Raw genomic sequence first — 18117 nt, 5'->3', positions numbered from 1 at the left:
AGGTCCGTCGACGAGGAGGTCGTCATGCCGAGGTGGTTGCGTGACAACGCGCTCTCCGTGGCGATGTTCGGCGCCTTCCTCGTCTTCCTGGTCCTGCAGAGCGTGTTCGGCTGGCAGACGTACAACCAGGAGCTGGCCGAGTTCGGGGCCGCGCCGACCAGCTGGCCGGCGTACCTGGGCACCGGGCACTTCGTGGAGTCGGTCTTCGAGAACTGGGAGTCGGAGTTCCTCCAGATGGGCGGCTACGTCCTGCTCACCGCCTACCTGGTGCAGCGCGGGTCGGCGGAGTCGAAGCCGGTGGGGCAGACCGACCGGCCCGAGGACGACGAGCGGCGGGCCACCCCGGGCTCCCCCTGGCCCGTACGCGCCGGCGGGCTGCCCCTGGTGGTCTACCGCAACAGCCTCTCCATCGCGCTGCTGCTGATCTTCGCCGGCTCGTTCGTCGGCCACCTGCTCGGGGGGACCGCCGACTACAACCAGCAGCAGGCGCTGCAGAGCGGGGCGCCGCCGATCGGCGCGTGGGAGTTCCTCGGCACGAGCGACTTCTGGTTCCAGTCGATGCAGAACTGGCAGAGCGAGTTCCTCGCCGTCGGCACGCTGATCGTGCTGAGCATCTTCCTGCGTCAGCACGCGTCGCCGGAGTCGAAGCCGGTCACCGCCGTACACGCGCACACCGGCGACTGACCGCCCGGCCCCGTCAGGCCGGCACGCGCAGCCGCTTGGCGAAGCACACGCTGTACGGGTTGCCGACGTACTCGCCGTAGACCGGGATCGGCTCGTACCCGCTGGAGGTGTAGAGCCCGATCGCGGCCCGCAGGTACGTGCCGGTCTCCAGGCGGAGAACCGCGTACCCCTGCTGGAAGGCCAGCTCCTCCAGCGCGGTCAGCAACTGCCGGGCGACGCCCCGCCCCCGGTAGGCCGGGCGGACGTACATCCGCTTCACCTCGCCGGTGCCGGCGTCGAGCGCCTGGATCCCGCCGCAGGCGACCGCCCGCCCGTCGGCGACCACCACCAGGTAGCGGATGTCGTCGTGGGTGACGGTCGCCTGGCCGTCCAGCCCGCCGTCGGCCGCCCGCAGCTCGCGCTGCTGGGCGGTGACCAGGGCGTCGATCTCCGCATCGGTGGCGGGGCGCGACTCGATCAGCATCAGGCCACGCTAGGCGGCGGGGATTTCGGGCAGGTTTCCGGCAGTCGACCCGCGCACGGAGCGCGACGAGCCATTCGGCGTCGCCAGCCTGGGCGGGCCATTCGGCGTCGCCAGCCTGGGCGGGCTATTCGGCGTCGCCCGCCGCCGCGACGCGGGACGGGCCGGGCTCCTGGGAAGGACCGGGCCCGTCGGACGGGTCGGCCTCCCGGACCGGCCCGGCGTCGCCGAAGCCGTCCGCCGGGTCGACGTCGTCGGAGACGTCGGCGTCGGTGCCCTCGACGTCGTCCTCCGGGCGCTGCCGGCGGGCCTTGCGGGCCGCCAGCCGCTCCGCGGCGGACGCCCGGGTGGACTTCTCCTCCAGCCGGACGTCGGTGCCCCGGTTGCCGGGGATGAAGTCGGCCCCGGCGTAGAGGGTCGGCTGCCAGTCGAACTCCCGCTCGCCGATCCGGACCAGGTCGCCCGGTTCCGCGCCGGCCTTGCCCAGCTTCTCCTCGACACCGAGGCGGGCCAGCCGGTCGGCCAGGTAGCCGACGGCCTCGTCGTTGTCGAAGTTCGTCTGCCGCACCCACCGCTCGGGACGGACGCCGTGCACGACCCAGGCGCCGTCCGGCGCGGCCTCGATGGTGAAGCCGGCGTCGTCGACCGCCCGGGGCCGGATCACGATCCGGGTCGCCTCGGCCGGCGGCGCGGCCTTGCGTCCCTGCTCCACCAGCTCCGCCATGGCGTACATGAGCTCCTTGAGACCCTCCCGGGTCGCCGCGGAGACCTCGAACACCCGGAAACCGCGCTCCTGCAGGTCGGGGCGGACGATCTCGGCCAGGTCCCGGCCGTCGGGCACGTCGACCTTGTTGAGCGCCACCAGCCGGGGACGGTCGGCCAGGCCGCCGTACTCGGTCAGCTCGGCCTCGATGGTGTCGATGTCGGCGACCGGGTCCCGGCCGGGCTCCAGGGTGGCGGTGTCGATGACGTGCACCAGCACCGCGCAGCGCTCGACGTGCCGCAGGAACTCCAGGCCGAGGCCCTTGCCGGTGGCCGCCCCGGGGATCAGGCCGGGCACGTCGGCGACGGTGAAGGTGTGGTTGTCCAGCCGGACCACGCCCAGGTTGGGCACGAGGGTGGTGAACGGGTAGTCGGCGATCTTCGGCTTGGCGGCGGAGATCACCGAGATCAGCGACGACTTGCCGGCCGACGGGAAGCCCACCAGCCCGACGTCGGCGACGCTCTTGAGCTCCAGCACCACGTCGAGCTGCTCGCCGGGCTCGCCCAGCTCGGCGAAGCCGGGGGCCTTGCGCCGGGCGTTGGCGAGCGACGCGTTGCCCCGGCCGCCGCGCCCGCCCCGGGCCACCTCGAAGGTCGTGCCGGTGCCGACCATGTCGGCCAGGACCGTGCCGTCGGGGGCCTGCACCACGGTGCCGTTCGGCACCTTGAGCACGAGGTTGCGGCCGTTCGCGCCGTCCCGGTTCGACCCGGCGCCACCCTTGCCGTTCTCGGCCTTCACGTGCGGGCGGAAGTGGAAGTCCAGCAACGTCGTCACCTGCGGGTCGACCACCAGGGACACGCTGCCGCCGTGCCCGCCGTTGCCGCCGTCGGGCCCGCCGAACGGCTTGAACTTCTCCCGATGGATCGAGACACAACCGTGCCCACCATCGCCGGCCTGCAGGTGCAGGACGACCCGGTCAACGAACGTCGCCACGGGCGTCAATCCTTCCAGCGAGGGTCACGCCCCGCACGAAAAAAGCGAAGCGGGCCGGGACACGAGGTCCGCGGCCCGCAACGCCTTCGAACTACTGCTGCGGCACGATGCTGACGGTCTTGCGACCGCGCTTGGTGCCGAACTGGACCGAACCGGCGGCCAGCGCGAAGAGCGTGTCGTCTCCGCCGCGGCCGACCAGGTCACCGGGGTGGAACTTGGTGCCACGCTGACGGATGAGGATCTCACCCGCGCTGACGACCTGACCACCGAAGCGCTTCACGCCGAGCCGCTGCGCCGCGGAGTCACGGCCGTTGCGCGAGCTGGACGCACCCTTTTTGTGAGCCATCTGAGGACGACCTACTTCCCGCTGGAGATGCCGGTCACCTTGACCTGGGTCAACGGCTGGCGGTGACCCTGGCGCTTGTGGTAGCCGGTCTTGTTCTTGAACTTGTGGATCCGGATCTTCGGGCCCTTGGTGTGCGCGGCGATCTCGCCGGACACCGCGACCTTGGCAAGCTTCGCCGCGTCGGTCACCAGGTCGTCACCGTCGACGAGGAGCACCGCGGTGAGCTTCACCGCGTCGCCGGGGGCACCGACGAGCTTCTCGACCTCGATCACGTCGCCCTCGGCGACCTTGTACTGCTTGCCGCCGGTCTTGACGATCGCGTACATCGGAGGCGGACTCCCTGTCGTTGAGGCTGCTGGCGGGTGTTCCCGCGGCGGCTCGCCGGGTAGCAGAGGCACGGCGGCGCGGGCACGCGAGAACTCGGTACACCAAAGTGCACCGCAGGCCAGCGTACGCCATCGGAGGGCTGAGGCCCAAACCGGGCCCCGCCGGTCAGCGGGCGCAGAGCTGGTCGAGGCGCTGCCGGAGCCGGTCGAGCCCGGTCTCGTCGATCGAGTCGACGTCGGTGCCCAGCGTGCCGACCTCCGCCGCCATGTCCGCGAGGAGGGTCTTGAGCTGCGCGTCCTCGGCCCGGGTCGACTCGCGCCGCAGCGTGCTGCGCCAGTCGGTCAGCGCGGTGGAGATGCGGTCCCGGGCGGTCCGGGCCGCCGCGGCGTCGTCCGCCCCGACCGCCGCGACCATCTTGCCGAGTTCCTCGACGTACGTCCGCACGGCCGTCTCGCCGGCCCGCTGTGCCGCGGCACACACCTCGGGCGCGTTGCCGCCGGCCGCCCCGCTGCCGGCCCCCGGCGCCCCGCCGCCGACGGATCCGCCCGGCGTGACGCCACCGCTCGGTGCGCCGCCGGGTGGGCCGGCCCGCTCCGGGCGCTCGGCCGCGCACCCGGCGCCGGAGAGCAGGACGGCGGTGAGCGCGGTGACGGCGAGCAGACGGCGCATCGTTCTTCTCCTGACCGCAGGCGGCCGATCGTGGCCGGGGATCGACCATACGACAGGGCCCCTCCCGCCGGACATCACCGGGGAGGGGCCCTGTCACACGTCGGGTCGGTCAGCCGGTCACGGCCGGGTACGCCGCCGCGCGCCGCTGCGGCGGGACCGGCGCCGACCGGAGCCCCCCTCCGACTCGTCGCTGTCGGCGTCGGAGAGCGCGTCCGGGTCGTCCGGGGCGGCCAGCCGGGCCGACTCGCCCGTCTGACTGTCGGCGACCTCTCCAGCGGCGGCCGTGTCCGCCTCGTAGCGGGACAGGTCGTAGCCCATGGTGTCGTGGTATTCGGTTTCCGGGCCGGCGTCGGCGACGGTCTCGGTGACCTCGGCCACGGTGCGCTCGGCCGGCGCACTCTTGCGCGCCCGGCGCCGGGACGAGCCGGCGCCCTGCTCCGCCGCCGCCGGGGCGGCCACGGCCGAGGCGACCGCCTTGACCTTCTCCCCCGCGCCGCCACCGCCGGAACGCGGCTTCTCCGGCACCGGCTCGGTGTGCATGATCAGGCCCCGGCCCTTGCAGCACTCGCAGGTCTCGCTGAACGCCTCCAGCAGGCCCGCGCCGATCCGCTTGCGGGTCATCTGCACCAGCCCGAGCGAGGTGATCTCGGTGACCTGGTGCTTGGTCCGGTCCCGGCCCAGGCACTCGGTCAGCCGGCGCAGCACCAGCTCACGGTTGGACTCCAGCACCATGTCGATGAAGTCGATCACCACGATGCCGCCGAGGTCGCGCAGCCGGAGCTGGCGGACGATCTCCTCGGCCGCCTCCAGGTTGTTCCGGGTGACCGTCTCCTCCAGGTTGCCCCCGGAGCCGGTGTACTTGCCGGTGTTGACGTCGATGACCGTCATCGCCTCGGTCCGGTCGATCACCAGCGAGCCGCCCGAGGGGAGAAAGACCTTGCGGTCCAGCCCCTTGATGATCTGCTCGTCGATCCGGTACTCGGCGAAGACGTCGGTGGTGCCGACATGCCGGCGCAGCCGGGCGACCAGGTCCGGCGAGACGTGCGACAGGTACGACTCGACGATGTCGTACGACTGCTCGCCCTCGATCACCAGCTCGCGGAAGTCCTCGTTGAACAGGTCCCGGACGACCCGGATGACCAGGTCCGGCTCCTCGTAGAGCAGCACCGGGGCGCCGCCCTCGGTCGCCTTGGCCTGGATGTCCTCCCACTGCGCCTGGAGCCGCTTGACGTCGCGCGCCAGCTCGTCCTCGCTGGCGCCCTCGGCGGCGGTCCGGACGATCACGCCCGCGCCGTCCGGCACCAGCTTCTTCAGCACGTCGCGCAGCCGCTTGCGCTCGGTGTCGGGCAGCTTGCGGCTGATGCCGGACGCGTTGCCGTGGGGCACGTAGACCAGGTGCCGGCCGGAGAGCGCGATGTGGCTGGTCAGCCGGGCGCCCTTGTGGCCGATCGGGTCCTTGGTGACCTGCACCAGCACCGAGTCGCCGGAGCGCAGCGCCTGCTCGATGGAGCGGGCCCGCCCCTCCAGGCCGGTGGTGTCCCAGTTGACCTCGCCGGCGTAGAGGACGGCGTTGCGGCCGCGCCCGATGTCGACGAACGCCGCCTCCATGCTGGGCAGGACGTTCTGCACCTTGCCGAGGTAGACGTTGCCGGCCATGGTGCCGGAGGAGTTGCGGGTGACGTAGTGCTCGACGAGCACCCCGTCCTCCAGGACGGCGATCTGGGTCCGGTCGCCGCGCTGGCGTACCGCCATCACCCGGTCGACGGCCTCCCGGCGGGCCAGGAACTCCGACTCGCTGAGGATCGGCGGCCGGGTCCGGCGCTGCTCCCGGCCGTCGCGGCGGCGCTGCCGCTTGGCCTCCAGCCGGGTGGAGCCGGAGACGCCCTGCACCTCGTCGACGGTCTTGCGCGGCTCGCGGATCTTGACGACGGTCGGCACGCCGTCGTCGGCGCCCGCCTCGACGTCACCGGCGCCCCGGCGGCGGCGACGACGACGGCGACGGGTCAGCGCGTCGCCGCCCTCGGCCTCCTCGTCCTCGTCGCCCTCGGCCTCCTCCGCCTCGGCCTGCGCGGCCTCCTCGGACTCCTCGTCCTCGGCGTCCTCCGCACCGCCCTTGCCCCGGCCACGGCCGCGACGGCCACGGCGGCGCCGGCGGCGGGCCGCGGCGCTCTCGTCCTCGTCCTCGTCCTCGTCCTCGTCGGCTTCCTCGGCCTCCTCGGTCGGTTCCTCGGGCTCGACGACCTCGACCGCCTCGACGTCGCGGCGGCCACGCCGGCGGCGGCGCGCCGGCTCGGCCGGCTCCTCGGCGGCGGGCTCCTCCGGCTCCGGCTCCGGAGCGGGAGCCACGACCCGGGCGACCGGGACGTCCTCCGGCTGCGGGGCCATGAACAGCACGGTGGGCGCGGAGAGCGCGGCCCGCCGGCGGCGGGTGCGCGGCTCGGGCTCGACGGCCGGCTCGGGCTCGACGACCGGCTCCGGCTCGGCGGCCGGCTCGACGGCCTCGGTCGGCTTCTCCTCGGCGGGCGCGGTGACCGCCACGCCGGGCGGGACCTCGCCGGAACGGCTCTCCGCGCCGCTGACCGCGGCGGGCGGGGCGGCGGCGCCGAACCCGGTGCCGGCCTCCGGCTCGATGCCGGCGGCGGCCGACGGCTGCTCCGCGGGCGCGGCGCCGGCCCCGAGGGCGTCGGTCGGGGTCTCCGCGGCCGGCTCGGCCGCGGCGGGGGCGGCCTTCTTCCGGCGGGTACGCGTCGCCTTGGCCGGCGGCGCGGCCGGCTCGGCGGGTGCCTGGTCCGCCGCGACCGGCGCCTCCGCGGCGGGCGGCGCGGCGACCTCGGGGGCCTGCCCGGCGGCCTCGGCGGGCGGGGTGGTGGTGTCCTCGGCGACCTTGGCGGTCGTCGCCTTGCGGCGGCGGCGCGTCGCCTTCGGGGCGGCATCGAGGTCGCCGGAGACGGGGGCGAAGACCTCGGCCTGGGGCGCCTCGCCGCTGCCCGGCACGGGCGCCGTCGACGCCGCGACCGGCACCTCGGTCTGCTCCGGCTGGTTCAGCGGCGTGGCCCGCCGCCGGGTCGTACGCCGTCGGACCGGCGCGGCCGGGGCCTGCTCGGCCCCGTCGGTTCCGGCGTCGGCGGTGCCGGCGGTGTTCTCCGCACCGGCGGCGTTCTCGACGGTGCTGTTGTCAGCGGTCTCGCCGGCCGGCTGTGAACCGGTCCGTTCGCCGCCCTCGGGCTCGTTCTCGAGCATGGACGTTCTCCAGTTCTGGCTGCCCCGGGCGCGGTTGAGCGCTGCCACGCAGGGTCGCCGCAAAAGTGTTTCCGCCGGGCGCACACGGTGCACGACCGCCGAAGTCTGCCTACCTGAACGTCGACCGACGGTCAGCGTTCACCGATGGTTGCCCCGTCGCGGTCCGCTTCCAACGGATCCGCGATCGCATCCTGCGCGGTCAGCGTGCCCTGTGCCAGCCGGATCACCCTCGGCGAGACCGGCGGCTCCAGGTCGGCCACCACGCGGAGGCCGGAAAGGACGTCATCGGGCCGCACGGAGGGGGTGACCTGCCGCACGACCAGTTCGAGTATCGCACACGGTACGGCCGGTGCCCCGGAAGGCGTCTCCGGTGACGCAATCACATCGATGCGGATCACCGCCGCCCGGGCGTCGAAGGTGCGCCGGCCCTGCTTGGTCATCCGCTCGACCAGCACTTCCTCGGCGGCCGTGAAGGCGGAAACCGCCCGTTGCAGGACGGCCGGGTCGACCTCGGGCAGCTCGATGCGCCAGTGCGACGCCTCGATCCGGTCGGCAAGACTCCCGCCGGCGGCCACGACGGCGTCGAGCACGTCGAGACCGGGCGAGAGGGCGGCGTCCAGCGCGGCGCGCAGCTCCGCCGGATCGACCTGCTCACGGAGGCCGATCTCCAGGTATTCCGCCTCGCTCGCCACGCCCGTCGGGGCCGCGCTGGCGTACGAGATCTTGGGGTGCGGGGTGAAGCCCTGGGAGAAGGCGATCGGCACGCCCGCCCGGCGCAGCGCCCGCTCGAACGCCCGGGCGAAGTCCCGGTGCGAGGTGAAGCGCAGCGGGCCGCGCTTGGCGTACCGGATCCGGACCCGCTGCACGACGGGTGCCTGGCCGCCCTCTGGCTGTGGTTTCCTACTGATCGTCGTGCTCCTCGTGTCGGAACCGGTTGATCGTGACGGCACTGCTCGCGACTCGCGTGCCGCTGACGATAACCACATGATCAACCCGGCGCACGGCGGGCGTGCCCGCCGTGCGCCGGAGCTACTGCTGGCCGCCGGTGGGGAGCTTCAGACCGTTGATCGGGGTGAGCGGGAGGAGCTTCTTCCCGGTCGGGCCGATCTGGATCTCGGTGTCCATCGACGGGCAGACGCCACAGTCGAAGCACGGGGTCCACCGGCAGTCGTCCTGCTCGTACTCGCTGAGCGAGTCCTGCCAGTCCTGCCAGAGCCAGTCCTTGTCCAGGCCCGAGTCCAGGTGGTCCCAGGGCAGGACCTCCAGCTCGTCGCGCTGGCGGGTGGTGTACCAGTCGAGGTCGACGCCGAAGGCCGGCAGCACCTCGGTCGCCGCCTGCACCCAGCGCTGGTAGGAGAAGTGCTCGCTCCAGCCGTCGAACCGGCCGCCGTTCTCCCACACCCGCCGGATCACCGCGCCGACCCGCCGGTCACCCCGGCTGAGCAGGCCCTCGATCAGCGACGGCTCGCCGTCGTGGTAGCGGAAGCCGATCGCCCGGCCGAGCGACCGGTCCGCGTTGATCGCCTGCTTGAGCATCTTGAGCCGGCCGTCGATGACCTCCGGCCGCTCCATCGACGCCCACTGGAACGGGGTGTGCGGCTTCGGCACGAACCCGCCGATGGAGACCGTGCAGCGGATGTCCTTCGAGCCGGTGGCGGCCCGGCCGGCCCGGATGACCTCGTGGGCCATGTCCGCGATCTCGAGGACGTCCTCGTCGGTCTCGGTGGGCAGGCCGCACATGAAGTAGAGCTTCACCTGCCGCCAGCCGTTCGTGTACGCGGTGACGACGGTGCGGATCAGGTCTTCCTTCGACACCATCTTGTTGATGACCTTGCGGATCCGCTCCGACCCGCCCTCGGGGGCGAAGGTCAGGCCGGTGCGCCGCCCGTTGCGGGACAGCTCCTGCGCGAGGTCGATGTTGAACGCGTCCACCCGGGTCGACGGCAGCGAGAGCGACACGTTGGTGCCCTCGTACTGCTGGGCCAGGCCGGAGCACATGTCGCCGATCTCGGAGTGGTCGGCCGACGACAGCGACAGCAGGCCCACCTCGTGGAAGCCGGAGAACTCCAGCCCCTCCCGCACCATCTGCCCGACGGTGGTGATGGAGCGCTCGCGTACCGGGCGGGTGATCATGCCGGCCTGGCAGAACCGGCAGCCCCGCGTGCAGCCCCGGAAGATCTCCACGGCGTACCGCTCGTGCACGGTCTCCGCGAGCGGCACCAGGGGCTTCTTCGGGTACGGCCAGGCGTCCAGGTCCATGGTCGTGCGCTTGTGCACCCGGAACGGCACGTCCGGCCGGTTCGGCACGACCCGCTGGATACGGCCGTCGGGCAGGTAGTCCACGTCGTAGAAGCGCGGCACGTAGACGCTCTCGGTGCGGGCCAGGCGCAGCAGCAGCTCGTCGCGCCCGCCCGGGGAGCCCTCGGCCTTCCACTCCCGCACGATCCCGGTGATCTCCAGGACCGCCTCCTCGCCGTCGCCCAGCACGGCGGCGTCGACGAAGTCGGCGATCGGCTCCGGGTTGAACGCGGCGTGGCCGCCGGCCACGATCACCGGGTCGGCGTCGGTGCGGTCGGCGGCGAGCAGCGGGATGCCGGCCAGGTCGATCGCGGTGAGCAGGTTGGTGTAGCCCAGCTCGGTGGAGAAGGAGACGCCGAAGACGTCGAAGTCGCGCACGGAACGGTGGGCGTCGACGGTGAACTGCGGCACGCCGTGGGCGCGCATCAGCTTCTCCAGGTCCGGCCAGACCGCGTAGGTCCGCTCGGCGAGCACGTCGGGCAGCTCGTTGAGCACCTCGTAGAGGATCTGCACGCCCTGGTTGGGCAGGCCGACCTCGTAGGCGTCGGGGTACATCAGCGCCCAGCGCACGGCCGCCGCGTCCCAGTCCTTGACCACCGCGCCCAGCTCGCCACCGACGTACTGGATGGGCTTGGTCACCTGGGGCAGCAGCGGCTCCAGCCGGGGCCAGACCGAATTGGCCGCGGCGGGGCGCGGCGTGGTGGACGGGACGCTCATGATGCCCAAGGGTACGCGGCCCGGCGGCGGCCGCCGCGCGCACGCCGGTCGCCACGCCCCCGGGGCGCCGGCCACCGCACCCCCGGCACGTCGCGGCGCCCCTCCGGCACCGGGCGATACCGGCGACGGCGGTGGCCGGAATCGCCCCGCTGGCGCATCGGTACTAACCTCGGACCGGCGCGAGAGGAGATTGCCGCGATGCCGCAGCCGCAGCCGGGCACGGACCGGCCGGCCGACGGGAGCCCCCCGGGTCAGGACCAGGGTCCGGATCCGGCGGTCACCGAGGAGCCCTCGACCTCCCCCGCAACGCCCGCCCCCGCTGGCGGCACGGGCCCGGAGGGCACCCGTGAGCTGCCCACCGACGACCCCGGGCCGACCGCGACGACCGACATCGGGCAGGACGCGGACGACGCCGGGGCGCGCGACGCCGGGGCCGACGCCGCGCTGCCGGACACGGGTGACGCCACCGCGCCGCATGCCTCGGGCGACGCCACCGCGCCGCACAGCACGGGCGACGCCACCGACCGCCCGGACACGGGCGACGCCACCGCGCCGCAGGACGCCGACGACACCGGGGCCGAGGGCACCCGGGTAGCCGGCACCGGCCCGGAGGGCACCCGCCTGCTGCCCGACGACGGCCCGCCGGCCGCGGGACCGCAGGGCACCCGGATGTTCCCCGGCGACGAGCGCCCGGCCGTGGGGCCGCAGGGCACCCGGATGTTCGCCCCCGACGAGCTACCGGCTGAACCGCCCGCGCCCCGGTGGAGCGGTTCGGCGGCGGTACCCCCGCCGAAGCCGCGCAAGCGGGCCTGGGGCGAGTCGGCCGAGATCCCCCCGGTGCCGGTGCCCCCGCCGGCGCCCCCGCCCGAGCAGCCCGCCGAGCACCGCACGCCGGTCGACCCGTGGGCGGGCGCCGACACCGGAGGGTGGGACCTGCCGCCGCCCCCGCCGCCCTCGCCGACGCTGCCCTACCCCGCCGCGCCGGCGCCCCGGCCGTACTCCGGGCCGCCGGCGCCACCCGTGCACTCCGCGCCACCCGTGCACTCCCCCGCGCCACCCGTGCACTCCCCCGCGCCGCCCGTGCACTCCCCCGCGCCGCCGGAGCCACCGCGTCCCGCGCCGCCGCGGGCCGCGTACCCGGCCGCCCCGCCGCCGTCGGCGTACCCCGTCTCCCCGTCACCCGCGGCCTACCCCGTCTCCCCGCCGCCGGTCTCCCGGGCGCCCGGCCCGGCCCGGCCTGCGCCACCCCCGCCTCCGCCACCCGCGCCGCCGAGGCAACGGCGGGCGACGGCGCCGCCGGCCGGCCCGCCACCCGGCCAGCAGGCCCCCAGGGGGTACGCCCCGAGGCCCGCCCGCAAGCGTCGCCGCTGGCCGTGGTACCTGCTGCTGATGCTGGCCTGCTGCTGCGGCTGCCCGGCCTACTACGGGGTGCCGATGGCGTCGCAGTACCCGGCCGAGGCCAGCCTGCCGGCCGAGGTGGCCGACCTGCGGCTGCGCGACGACAACACCAGCAAGGCGACCGCCAAGCAGTTGGAGGCGGACGTGCGCAAGGCGCACTGGCTGGCGGAGAAGACCTTCGCCGGCGTCTACGCCACGCCCGCCGGCAAGCGGGTGACGGTCTTCGGCGGCACCGGCTTCCGGTTCACCCCCGAGTCCGACGCGGAGGACGAGATCACCCGGCTCACCGGGCAGTACTCCCTCGGCGAGGCCCAGGTGGTCGACACCGGCGTACGCGGCCGGCACCAGCGTTGCGCGGTGGGGCGCGCCGACGGCCAGGACGTGGTGGTGTGCACCTCGGTCGACCACGGCAGCATCGCCACCGCGGTCTTCACCCGGCTCTCCCTCGACGACAGTGCCACCCTGCTCGGCACCCTGCGGGAGCAGATGCTCACCACCAACCAGAAGTAGCGGCTCCACCGGCTCGACGCCGTCGACGACCGGGCAGCGGCGCGGCTCCGGCCGCCCCGCTCCCGGGTTCAGGCCGGGGCGTCGCCCGGGGTGGCGGAGTGCGCGCGCGGCGGGGCGTAGCGGGGCACGTACTCCTGGCCGGTGAGCTTCTGGATCTCGGCCATGACCTCGTCGGTCATCTCGCGCAGCGACGTGCGGTCGTCCGACCGGCCGGTGAAGTCGAGCGGCTTGCCGAACCGGATGGTGATCTTGGCACGGCCGGGGCGGGGCACCCGGGTGCCGATGGGCTGGGCCTTGTCGGTGCCGGTCATGCCGACCGGGATGACCGGCACGCCGGCCGCCACCGCCAGCCGGACCGCCCCGGTGCGCCCCCGGTAGAGCCGGCCGTCCGGCGACCGGGTCCCCTCCGGATAGACCGCGACCAGGTCGCCGGCCTTGAGCACCGGAATGGCGGCGTCGAACGCGGACAGCGCCGCCCGCCCGCCGGCCCGCTCGACCGGGATGGCGCCCAGGCCGGTGAGCACGTGCTTGGAGAGGGCGCCCTTCGGGCCGGTGCCCTTGAAATACTCCGACTTGGCCCAGAACGCCAGGTGCCGGGGGACCACGGTGCCGAGGAACAGCTCGTCGGCGACCGAGAGGTGGTTGCCCGCGAAGATCGCACCCCCCGTGTCCGGAATGTGCTCCAACCCCTCCACGGTCGGACGGAAGGCCAGCCGGAGCGCGGGCGCCACGGTGAGCTTGCCGATGGTGTAGAGCAGGGGCACTGGTCCTCCGGCGGAGTGTGTGCGAACAGGCGGTGTCACCGTAACCGACGGGTCCACGCGTCGTCGCCCGGGTGGCGGGTCGACCGCCTGGTGAGCGGGCCTGTCGGGGCCGGTGGGGGCGGTCCGGCGGCACTCCGCCGGACCGCCCCCGTCTCACCGACTCATACCCTGCGGACGGCCACGGTCACCCGCTCGCCCTCGCCGACCTCCCCGGTGAAACCGTCCACTCCGTCGGCGAAGTCGACGGAGTCGGCCAGCACCTCGCGGGCCACGAAGTCGGTGTACGCGGCCACCGCCGCGCGCACCTCCTCGCCGGCCGACAACGCCACCACGATCCGGTCCGAGACGTCCAGGTCGGCGTCGCGGCGGGCCTGCTGCACCACCCGGACGACGTCCCGGGCCAGCCCCTCGGCGGCCAGCTCGGGGGTGACCTCGGTGTCCAGCACGACGACGCCCTCGCCGCCGGGCAGCGGCGCGGAGTGCTCGGCGTCGGCGGCGACCAGGCGCAGCTCGTACTCGCCCTCGGCGAGGGTGACGCCGGCGGCGACCGGGGCGCCGTCGACCAGCTCCCACTCCCCGGCCTTGACCGCCTTGATGACCTGCTGCACCTGCTTGCCGACCCGGGGGCCGAGCGCGCGCGGCACCACGGTCAGCACCTGCTGGCAGTACGCCGACACCTCGTCGGTGAACTGCACCGCCTTCACGTTGACCTCGTCGGCGACCAGGTCGCCGAACGGGCGCAGCTGCGCCGCCGCCGGCGAGGCGACGGTGAGCTTCGCCAGCGGCAGCCGCACCCGCAGGCCCTTCGCCTTGCGCAGCGACAGCGCCGCCGAGCAGACCTCCCGGGTGGCGTCCATCGCCGCGACCAGGTCGTGGTCGGCCGGGAACTCCCCGGCGGACGGCCAGTCGGTCAGGTGCACCGACCGCTCCCCGGTCAGGCCGCGCCAGATCTCCTCGGCGGTCAGCGGCGCGAGCGGCGCCACCACCCGGCACAGCGTCTCCAGCACCGTCCACAGGGTGTCGAACGCGTCGGCGTCGCCGGACCAGAACCGGTCCCGGGAGCGCCGCACGTACCAGTTGGTCAGCGCGTCCAGGTAGGACCGCACGGTGACGCAGGCCCCCGAGATGTCGTACGCGTCCATCTGCTCCTGGACCGTCGACACCAGCTCGTTCGTCTTCGCCAGCACGTACCGGTCGAGCAGGTGGGTGCTTGTCGTGTTCCGCTTCGCGGTGTACCCGTCGGCGTTGGCGTAGAGCGAGAAGAAGTACCAGACGTTCCACAGCGGCAGCAGCACCTGCCGGACGGCGTCGCGGATGCCCGGCTCGGTCACGGCCATGTCGCCGCCGCGCAGCACCGGCGAGGACATCAGCATCCAGCGCATCGCGTCCGAGCCGTACGAGTCGAACACGTGGTAGACGTCCGGGTAGTTGCGCAGGCTCTTGGACATCTTGCGCCCGTCGGAGCCGAGCAGGATGCCGTGGCTGAGGCAGTTGCGGAACGCCGGCCGGTCGAACAGCGCGGTGGCCAGCACGTGCATCGTGTAGAACCAGCCGCGGGTCTGCCCGATGTACTCGACGATGAAGTCGCCCGGGTAGTGGTGCTCGAACCAGTCGCGGTTCTCGAACGGGTAGTGCACCTGGGCGAACGGCATCGAGCCGGACTCGAACCAGCAGTCCAGCACCTCCGGCACCCGGCGCATCGTCGACTTCCCCGTCGGGTCGTCCGGGTTGGGGCGGACCAGGTCGTCCACCGCCGGCCGGTGCAGGTCGCTCAGGCGTACGCCGAAGTCCCGCTCGATCTCCTCCAGCGAGCCGTAGACGTCGACCCGCGGGTGGTTCGGGTCGTCGGACTTCCACACCGGGATCGGCGAGCCCCAGAACCGGTTCCGGCTGATCGACCAGTCCCGGGCGTTGGCCAGCCACTTGCCGAACGAGCCGTCCTTGATGTGCCCCGGCGTCCAGTTGATCTGCTGGTTCAGCTCGACCATCCGGTCCTTGAACCGCGTCACAGCGACGAACCACGACGACACCGCCTTGTAGACCAGCGGGGTGTCGCAGCGCCAGCAGTGCGGGTACGAGTGGGTGTAGGTGTCCTGCTTGAGGACGACCCCCCGCTCCTTGAGCTCCCGGATGACCGGCTTGTTGACGTCGAAGACCTGCTCGCCCTCGTACGGCGGTACCAGCGCGGTGAACCGGGTGTGGTCGTCGACCGTGACGATGGTGGGGATGCCGGCCGCGTTGCAGACGTTCTGGTCGTCCTCGCCGAAGGCCGGGGCCAGGTGGACGATCCCGGTGCCGTCCTCGGTGGTGACGAACTCCGCGCCGAGCACCTGGTAGGCGTTCGGGCCGGCCTGCTCGACGAGGAAGTCGAACAGCGGGGTGTAGCGGCGCCCGGCCAGGTCGCGGCCGGAGACGGTGCCGACCTGCTCGTAGCCCTCCAGCTCCTTGGCGTACGCGGCCAGCCGCGCCGCCCCGACCACGTACCGCTGGCCGTCGCGCTCCAGCACGGCGTACTCGATGTCGGGGCCGACGGCGAGCGCCAGGTTGGACGGCAGGGTCCACGGCGTGGTGGTCCAGACGCCGAGGCGCACCGGCCCGCGCACCAGCTCCGGCGCGCTCTCGTCGGGGGTCAGCGCGAACCAGACCGACAGCGTCGGGTCGTGCCGGTCCCGGTAGACGTCGTCCATCCGGGTCTCGGTGTTCGACAGCGGCGTCTCGCAGCGCCAGCAGTACGCCAGCACCCGGAAGCCCTCGTAGACCAGGCCCTTGTCGTGCAGGGTCTTGAAGGCCCACATGACGCTTTCCATGTAGTCCAGGTCGAGGGTCTTGTAGTCGTTGCCGAAGTCGACCCAGCGGGCCTGCCGGGTGACGTAGCGCTCCCAGTCGTGGGTGAACTCCAGCACCGAGGAGCGGCACGCCTCGTTGAACCGGGCCACGCCGAGGTCGAGGATCTCCGCCTTGCTGGTGATGCCGAGCTGCTTCTCGGCGACCACCTCGGCGGGCAGGCCGTGGCAGTCCCAGCCGAAACGCCGCTCCACCCGCCGACCGCGCATCGTCTGGTAGCGCGGCACCACGTCCTTCACGTACCCCGTGAAGAGGTGGCCGTAGTGCGGCAGGCCGTTGGCGAACGGCGGGCCGTCGTAGAAGACGTACTCGTTGTCGGCGTCGCCTGCGACGCCGCCTTCGACGGAGTCCGTGGTCTCCGGTTGCCGGCCGGAGGCCGGCCTGGCCTCGACGGAGGCCTCGAAGGTCTTGTCGGCCGTCCAGTGCTCCAGGACCCGGCGCTCGACCGCGGGCAGGTCCGGGCTCGCCGGGACACCGGCAGCGGTCGGTTCGTGCAACGGATAGACCATCGGGGGTCGCTCTCCTCGCGCAGCTCACTGTCGTGTGGGTCTGCGAGGACGAGCCTTCTCGGGTACGCCTCGACGGCGCCCCCGGGCAGGCCCGCGGTACCACCCCGCTTGGCGGCCAGGATCGACCGCCCGCTCGTTGGCCGGCTGTGACGGGCCGGACCCGTCCGGTTCTACTGGGCCGGGGTGAACCGGCTGTTCTTCCGGAGGCTCACCGGTGATGGCCGGGTCATCGCCTTACGACCGTCAAGGTTACCCGACCACCCGGAAAGATCGCCGCCGAGTAAACCCGCCCGGCCACCGGTGCCTAGGCTGACGGGGTGATCCGGATCAGGCTGGACGAGCCGACGCTCGCGCGCACCCGGATCGCGATCAGCCCGCTCTGGGAGGTGTGGACCAGCCTCTACCTGCTGCACCACCACCCGGGAGAGGCGCCCTGGCCGTACACCGGCTGGGCGCGGCACGCCCGGCGGGTACTCGCCGAGGTGCCGGCGACCGCGCCGGTCCGGCTGCTACTCACCTCCGGCCGCAACTCGCCCGACTTCCTGACCCCGATCCCGCCGTCGTCGACCCCGACCCTGGCCGACGAACTGGCCGGGCTGCGCGCGACGCCCGCCGAGGTGATCGCCGAGCAGATCCCCCGCTACCACCGCCCCGACGACCTGCCCGACTGGCTGAGGCCGTTCGTCACCGACCGGTCGACCGCGCTGGACCGGCTGGCGGGCGGCATCGAGGCCTACTGGGACGCGGCGATCGGCCCCTGGTGGCCGGCGATGCGGGCGGCGTTGGACGAGGAGGTGCTGCACCGGGCCCGCGCGTTGGCCGCGGACGGTCCGGATGCGCTCCTGGGCGACCTGCACGAGCGGGTGCGCTGGGAGAATCCGGTCCTCACCCTCATGAAGCCGCTCGAACGGCAGATCGAGGCGGTCGACCAGCGGCTGCTGCTGATCCCGCTGATCTTCTCCCGCGGCGCGCTCTCCTGCTCCACCGACCATCCGGAGATCGTCGCCGTCTCCTACCAGGCGCGCGGCGCGGCACTGCTCGCCGAGGAGGGCCCGGGGCGGGCCGCGTCCCCCGCAGCGGTCACCGACCGGCTGGCCGTCCTGGTCGGACGCGCCCGGGCCCAGGTGCTCCGGGCTCTGCTCCGGCCGTCCACCACGGCCGGGCTCGCCGCCACCCTCGGGCTGGCACCGAGTACGGTCTCGGAGCACCTCTCCGCCTTGCTTGCCGCCGGTGTGGTGCACCGCCGCCGGGTGGGCCGTCGGGTGCTGTACAGCCTCGAACCGGCCGGCCTGGCGCTCGTCCAGCTGGTGGGCGACGAGCCTGTCGTCGCCTCGGCCTGAGCATTCGGCCGGAGCCGAATTCATTCCCACCGGCGTCGTGGTCCCCATAGCGTGCCGGGCATGAGCACCGACGCGGTGAAGGCGGCGGGCGACGACGGGCGTACCGCTGTCGCGCGAGGTGGTCGCGGCCACGGTGCCGGGAGGTGGACGCGGTCCGCGGCGTCGACCCGACGGTCGGCAACGGGGAGCTGATCGGCCCGCTCGGACCGACCGGCACCGACGAGATCACCTTGACACCGCCGGACCCGCACGGCGCTCGTCCCGACCGCCGGCGGACCTCGTGGGCGTGCCTCACGACGCCGGGCAGGCCCACGA

13 protein-coding genes are annotated in these 18117 nt (G+C 73.6%); 3 read left to right on the top strand and 10 right to left on the bottom strand.

The features are described 5' to 3' along the window. The first annotated feature begins 24 nt into the window (after positions 1 to 24). A complete protein-coding gene (locus RM555_RS23475) occupies positions 25 to 684 on the top strand; it encodes a DUF6766 family protein (RefSeq protein WP_311413764.1) in 660 nt (219 codons plus the stop codon). Positions 685 to 697: 13 nt separating this feature from the next. Here RM555_RS23475 and RM555_RS23470 read toward each other — a convergent pair whose 3' ends face one another. The 8 genes from RM555_RS23470 to RM555_RS23435 form a co-directional block, all read right to left on the bottom strand. Further along, a complete protein-coding gene (locus tag RM555_RS23470) occupies positions 698 to 1147 on the bottom strand; it encodes a GNAT family N-acetyltransferase (RefSeq protein WP_311413763.1) in 450 nt (149 codons plus the stop codon). A 124-nt stretch (positions 1148 to 1271) separates the two neighbouring features. Beyond that, positions 1272 to 2840 carry a GTPase ObgE gene (obgE, locus tag RM555_RS23465; RefSeq protein WP_311413762.1) on the bottom strand — a complete coding sequence of 523 codons (1569 nt, stop codon included), beginning with the start codon at positions 2838 to 2840 and terminating at the stop codon, positions 1272 to 1274. 91 nt (positions 2841 to 2931) lie between these two features. Then, on the bottom strand, positions 2932 to 3186 hold the full coding sequence (gene rpmA, locus RM555_RS23460) for a 50S ribosomal protein L27 (protein ID WP_013288010.1): 255 nt from the start codon (positions 3184 to 3186) through the stop codon (positions 2932 to 2934). Between the two features lie 11 nt (positions 3187 to 3197). After that, positions 3198 to 3512 carry a 50S ribosomal protein L21 gene (rplU, locus tag RM555_RS23455; protein WP_088975625.1) on the bottom strand — a complete coding sequence of 105 codons (315 nt, stop codon included), beginning with the start codon at positions 3510 to 3512 and terminating at the stop codon, positions 3198 to 3200. 166 nt (positions 3513 to 3678) lie between these two features. Beyond that, entirely contained in the window at positions 3679 to 4182 is a 504-nt protein-coding gene (locus tag RM555_RS23450) for a hypothetical protein (protein WP_311413761.1), read from the bottom strand. 117 nt (positions 4183 to 4299) lie between these two features. Next, the gene (locus RM555_RS23445) at positions 4300 to 7422 is read right to left on the bottom strand and encodes an Rne/Rng family ribonuclease (protein WP_311413760.1); all 3123 of its coding nucleotides are present in this window, start codon (positions 7420 to 7422) and stop codon (positions 4300 to 4302) included. A gap of 131 nt (positions 7423 to 7553) precedes the next feature. Then, a complete protein-coding gene (locus tag RM555_RS23440) occupies positions 7554 to 8288 on the bottom strand; it encodes a TIGR03936 family radical SAM-associated protein (protein ID WP_311413759.1) in 735 nt (244 codons plus the stop codon). Between the two features lie 163 nt (positions 8289 to 8451). Then, positions 8452 to 10437, bottom strand: coding sequence for a TIGR03960 family B12-binding radical SAM protein (locus RM555_RS23435; protein WP_311413758.1), 1986 nt, complete (start codon positions 10435 to 10437; stop codon positions 8452 to 8454). Positions 10438 to 11106: 669 nt separating this feature from the next. Here RM555_RS23435 and RM555_RS23430 point away from each other — a divergent pair. After that, positions 11107 to 12345, top strand: a complete 1239-nt coding sequence (locus tag RM555_RS23430; protein WP_396888835.1) for a hypothetical protein — start codon at positions 11107 to 11109, stop codon at positions 12343 to 12345. 68 nt (positions 12346 to 12413) lie between these two features. Here the strand turns inward: RM555_RS23430 and RM555_RS23425 are convergent, their stop codons facing one another. Together RM555_RS23425 and ileS are read right to left on the bottom strand one after the other, a co-directional pair. Beyond that, positions 12414 to 13109: a lysophospholipid acyltransferase family protein gene (locus RM555_RS23425; protein WP_311413757.1), complete on the bottom strand. Its 696-nt coding sequence runs from the start codon at positions 13107 to 13109 to the stop codon at positions 12414 to 12416. 161 nt (positions 13110 to 13270) lie between these two features. Continuing rightward, positions 13271 to 16462 (bottom strand): isoleucine--tRNA ligase, encoded by a 3192-nt coding sequence (ileS, locus tag RM555_RS23420; RefSeq protein WP_311413756.1) that lies wholly within the window; start codon positions 16460 to 16462, stop codon positions 13271 to 13273. Positions 16463 to 16779: 317 nt separating this feature from the next. Here ileS and RM555_RS23415 point away from each other — a divergent pair, with 317 nt between their 5' ends. Beyond that, positions 16780 to 17802 carry an ArsR family transcriptional regulator gene (locus tag RM555_RS23415; RefSeq protein ID WP_311413755.1) on the top strand — a complete coding sequence of 341 codons (1023 nt, stop codon included), beginning with the start codon at positions 16780 to 16782 and terminating at the stop codon, positions 17800 to 17802. The last annotated feature ends 315 nt before the right edge of the window (positions 17803 to 18117 follow it).

Origin of the sequence: Micromonospora reichwaldensis, assembly GCF_031845925.1 — a bacterium.
In the GTDB taxonomy this organism is placed as follows: domain Bacteria; phylum Actinomycetota; class Actinomycetes; order Mycobacteriales; family Micromonosporaceae; genus Micromonospora; species Micromonospora reichwaldensis.
Note: the sequence above shows the minus strand (reverse complement) of the source record. Positions and strands in the feature narration are given on the sequence as shown.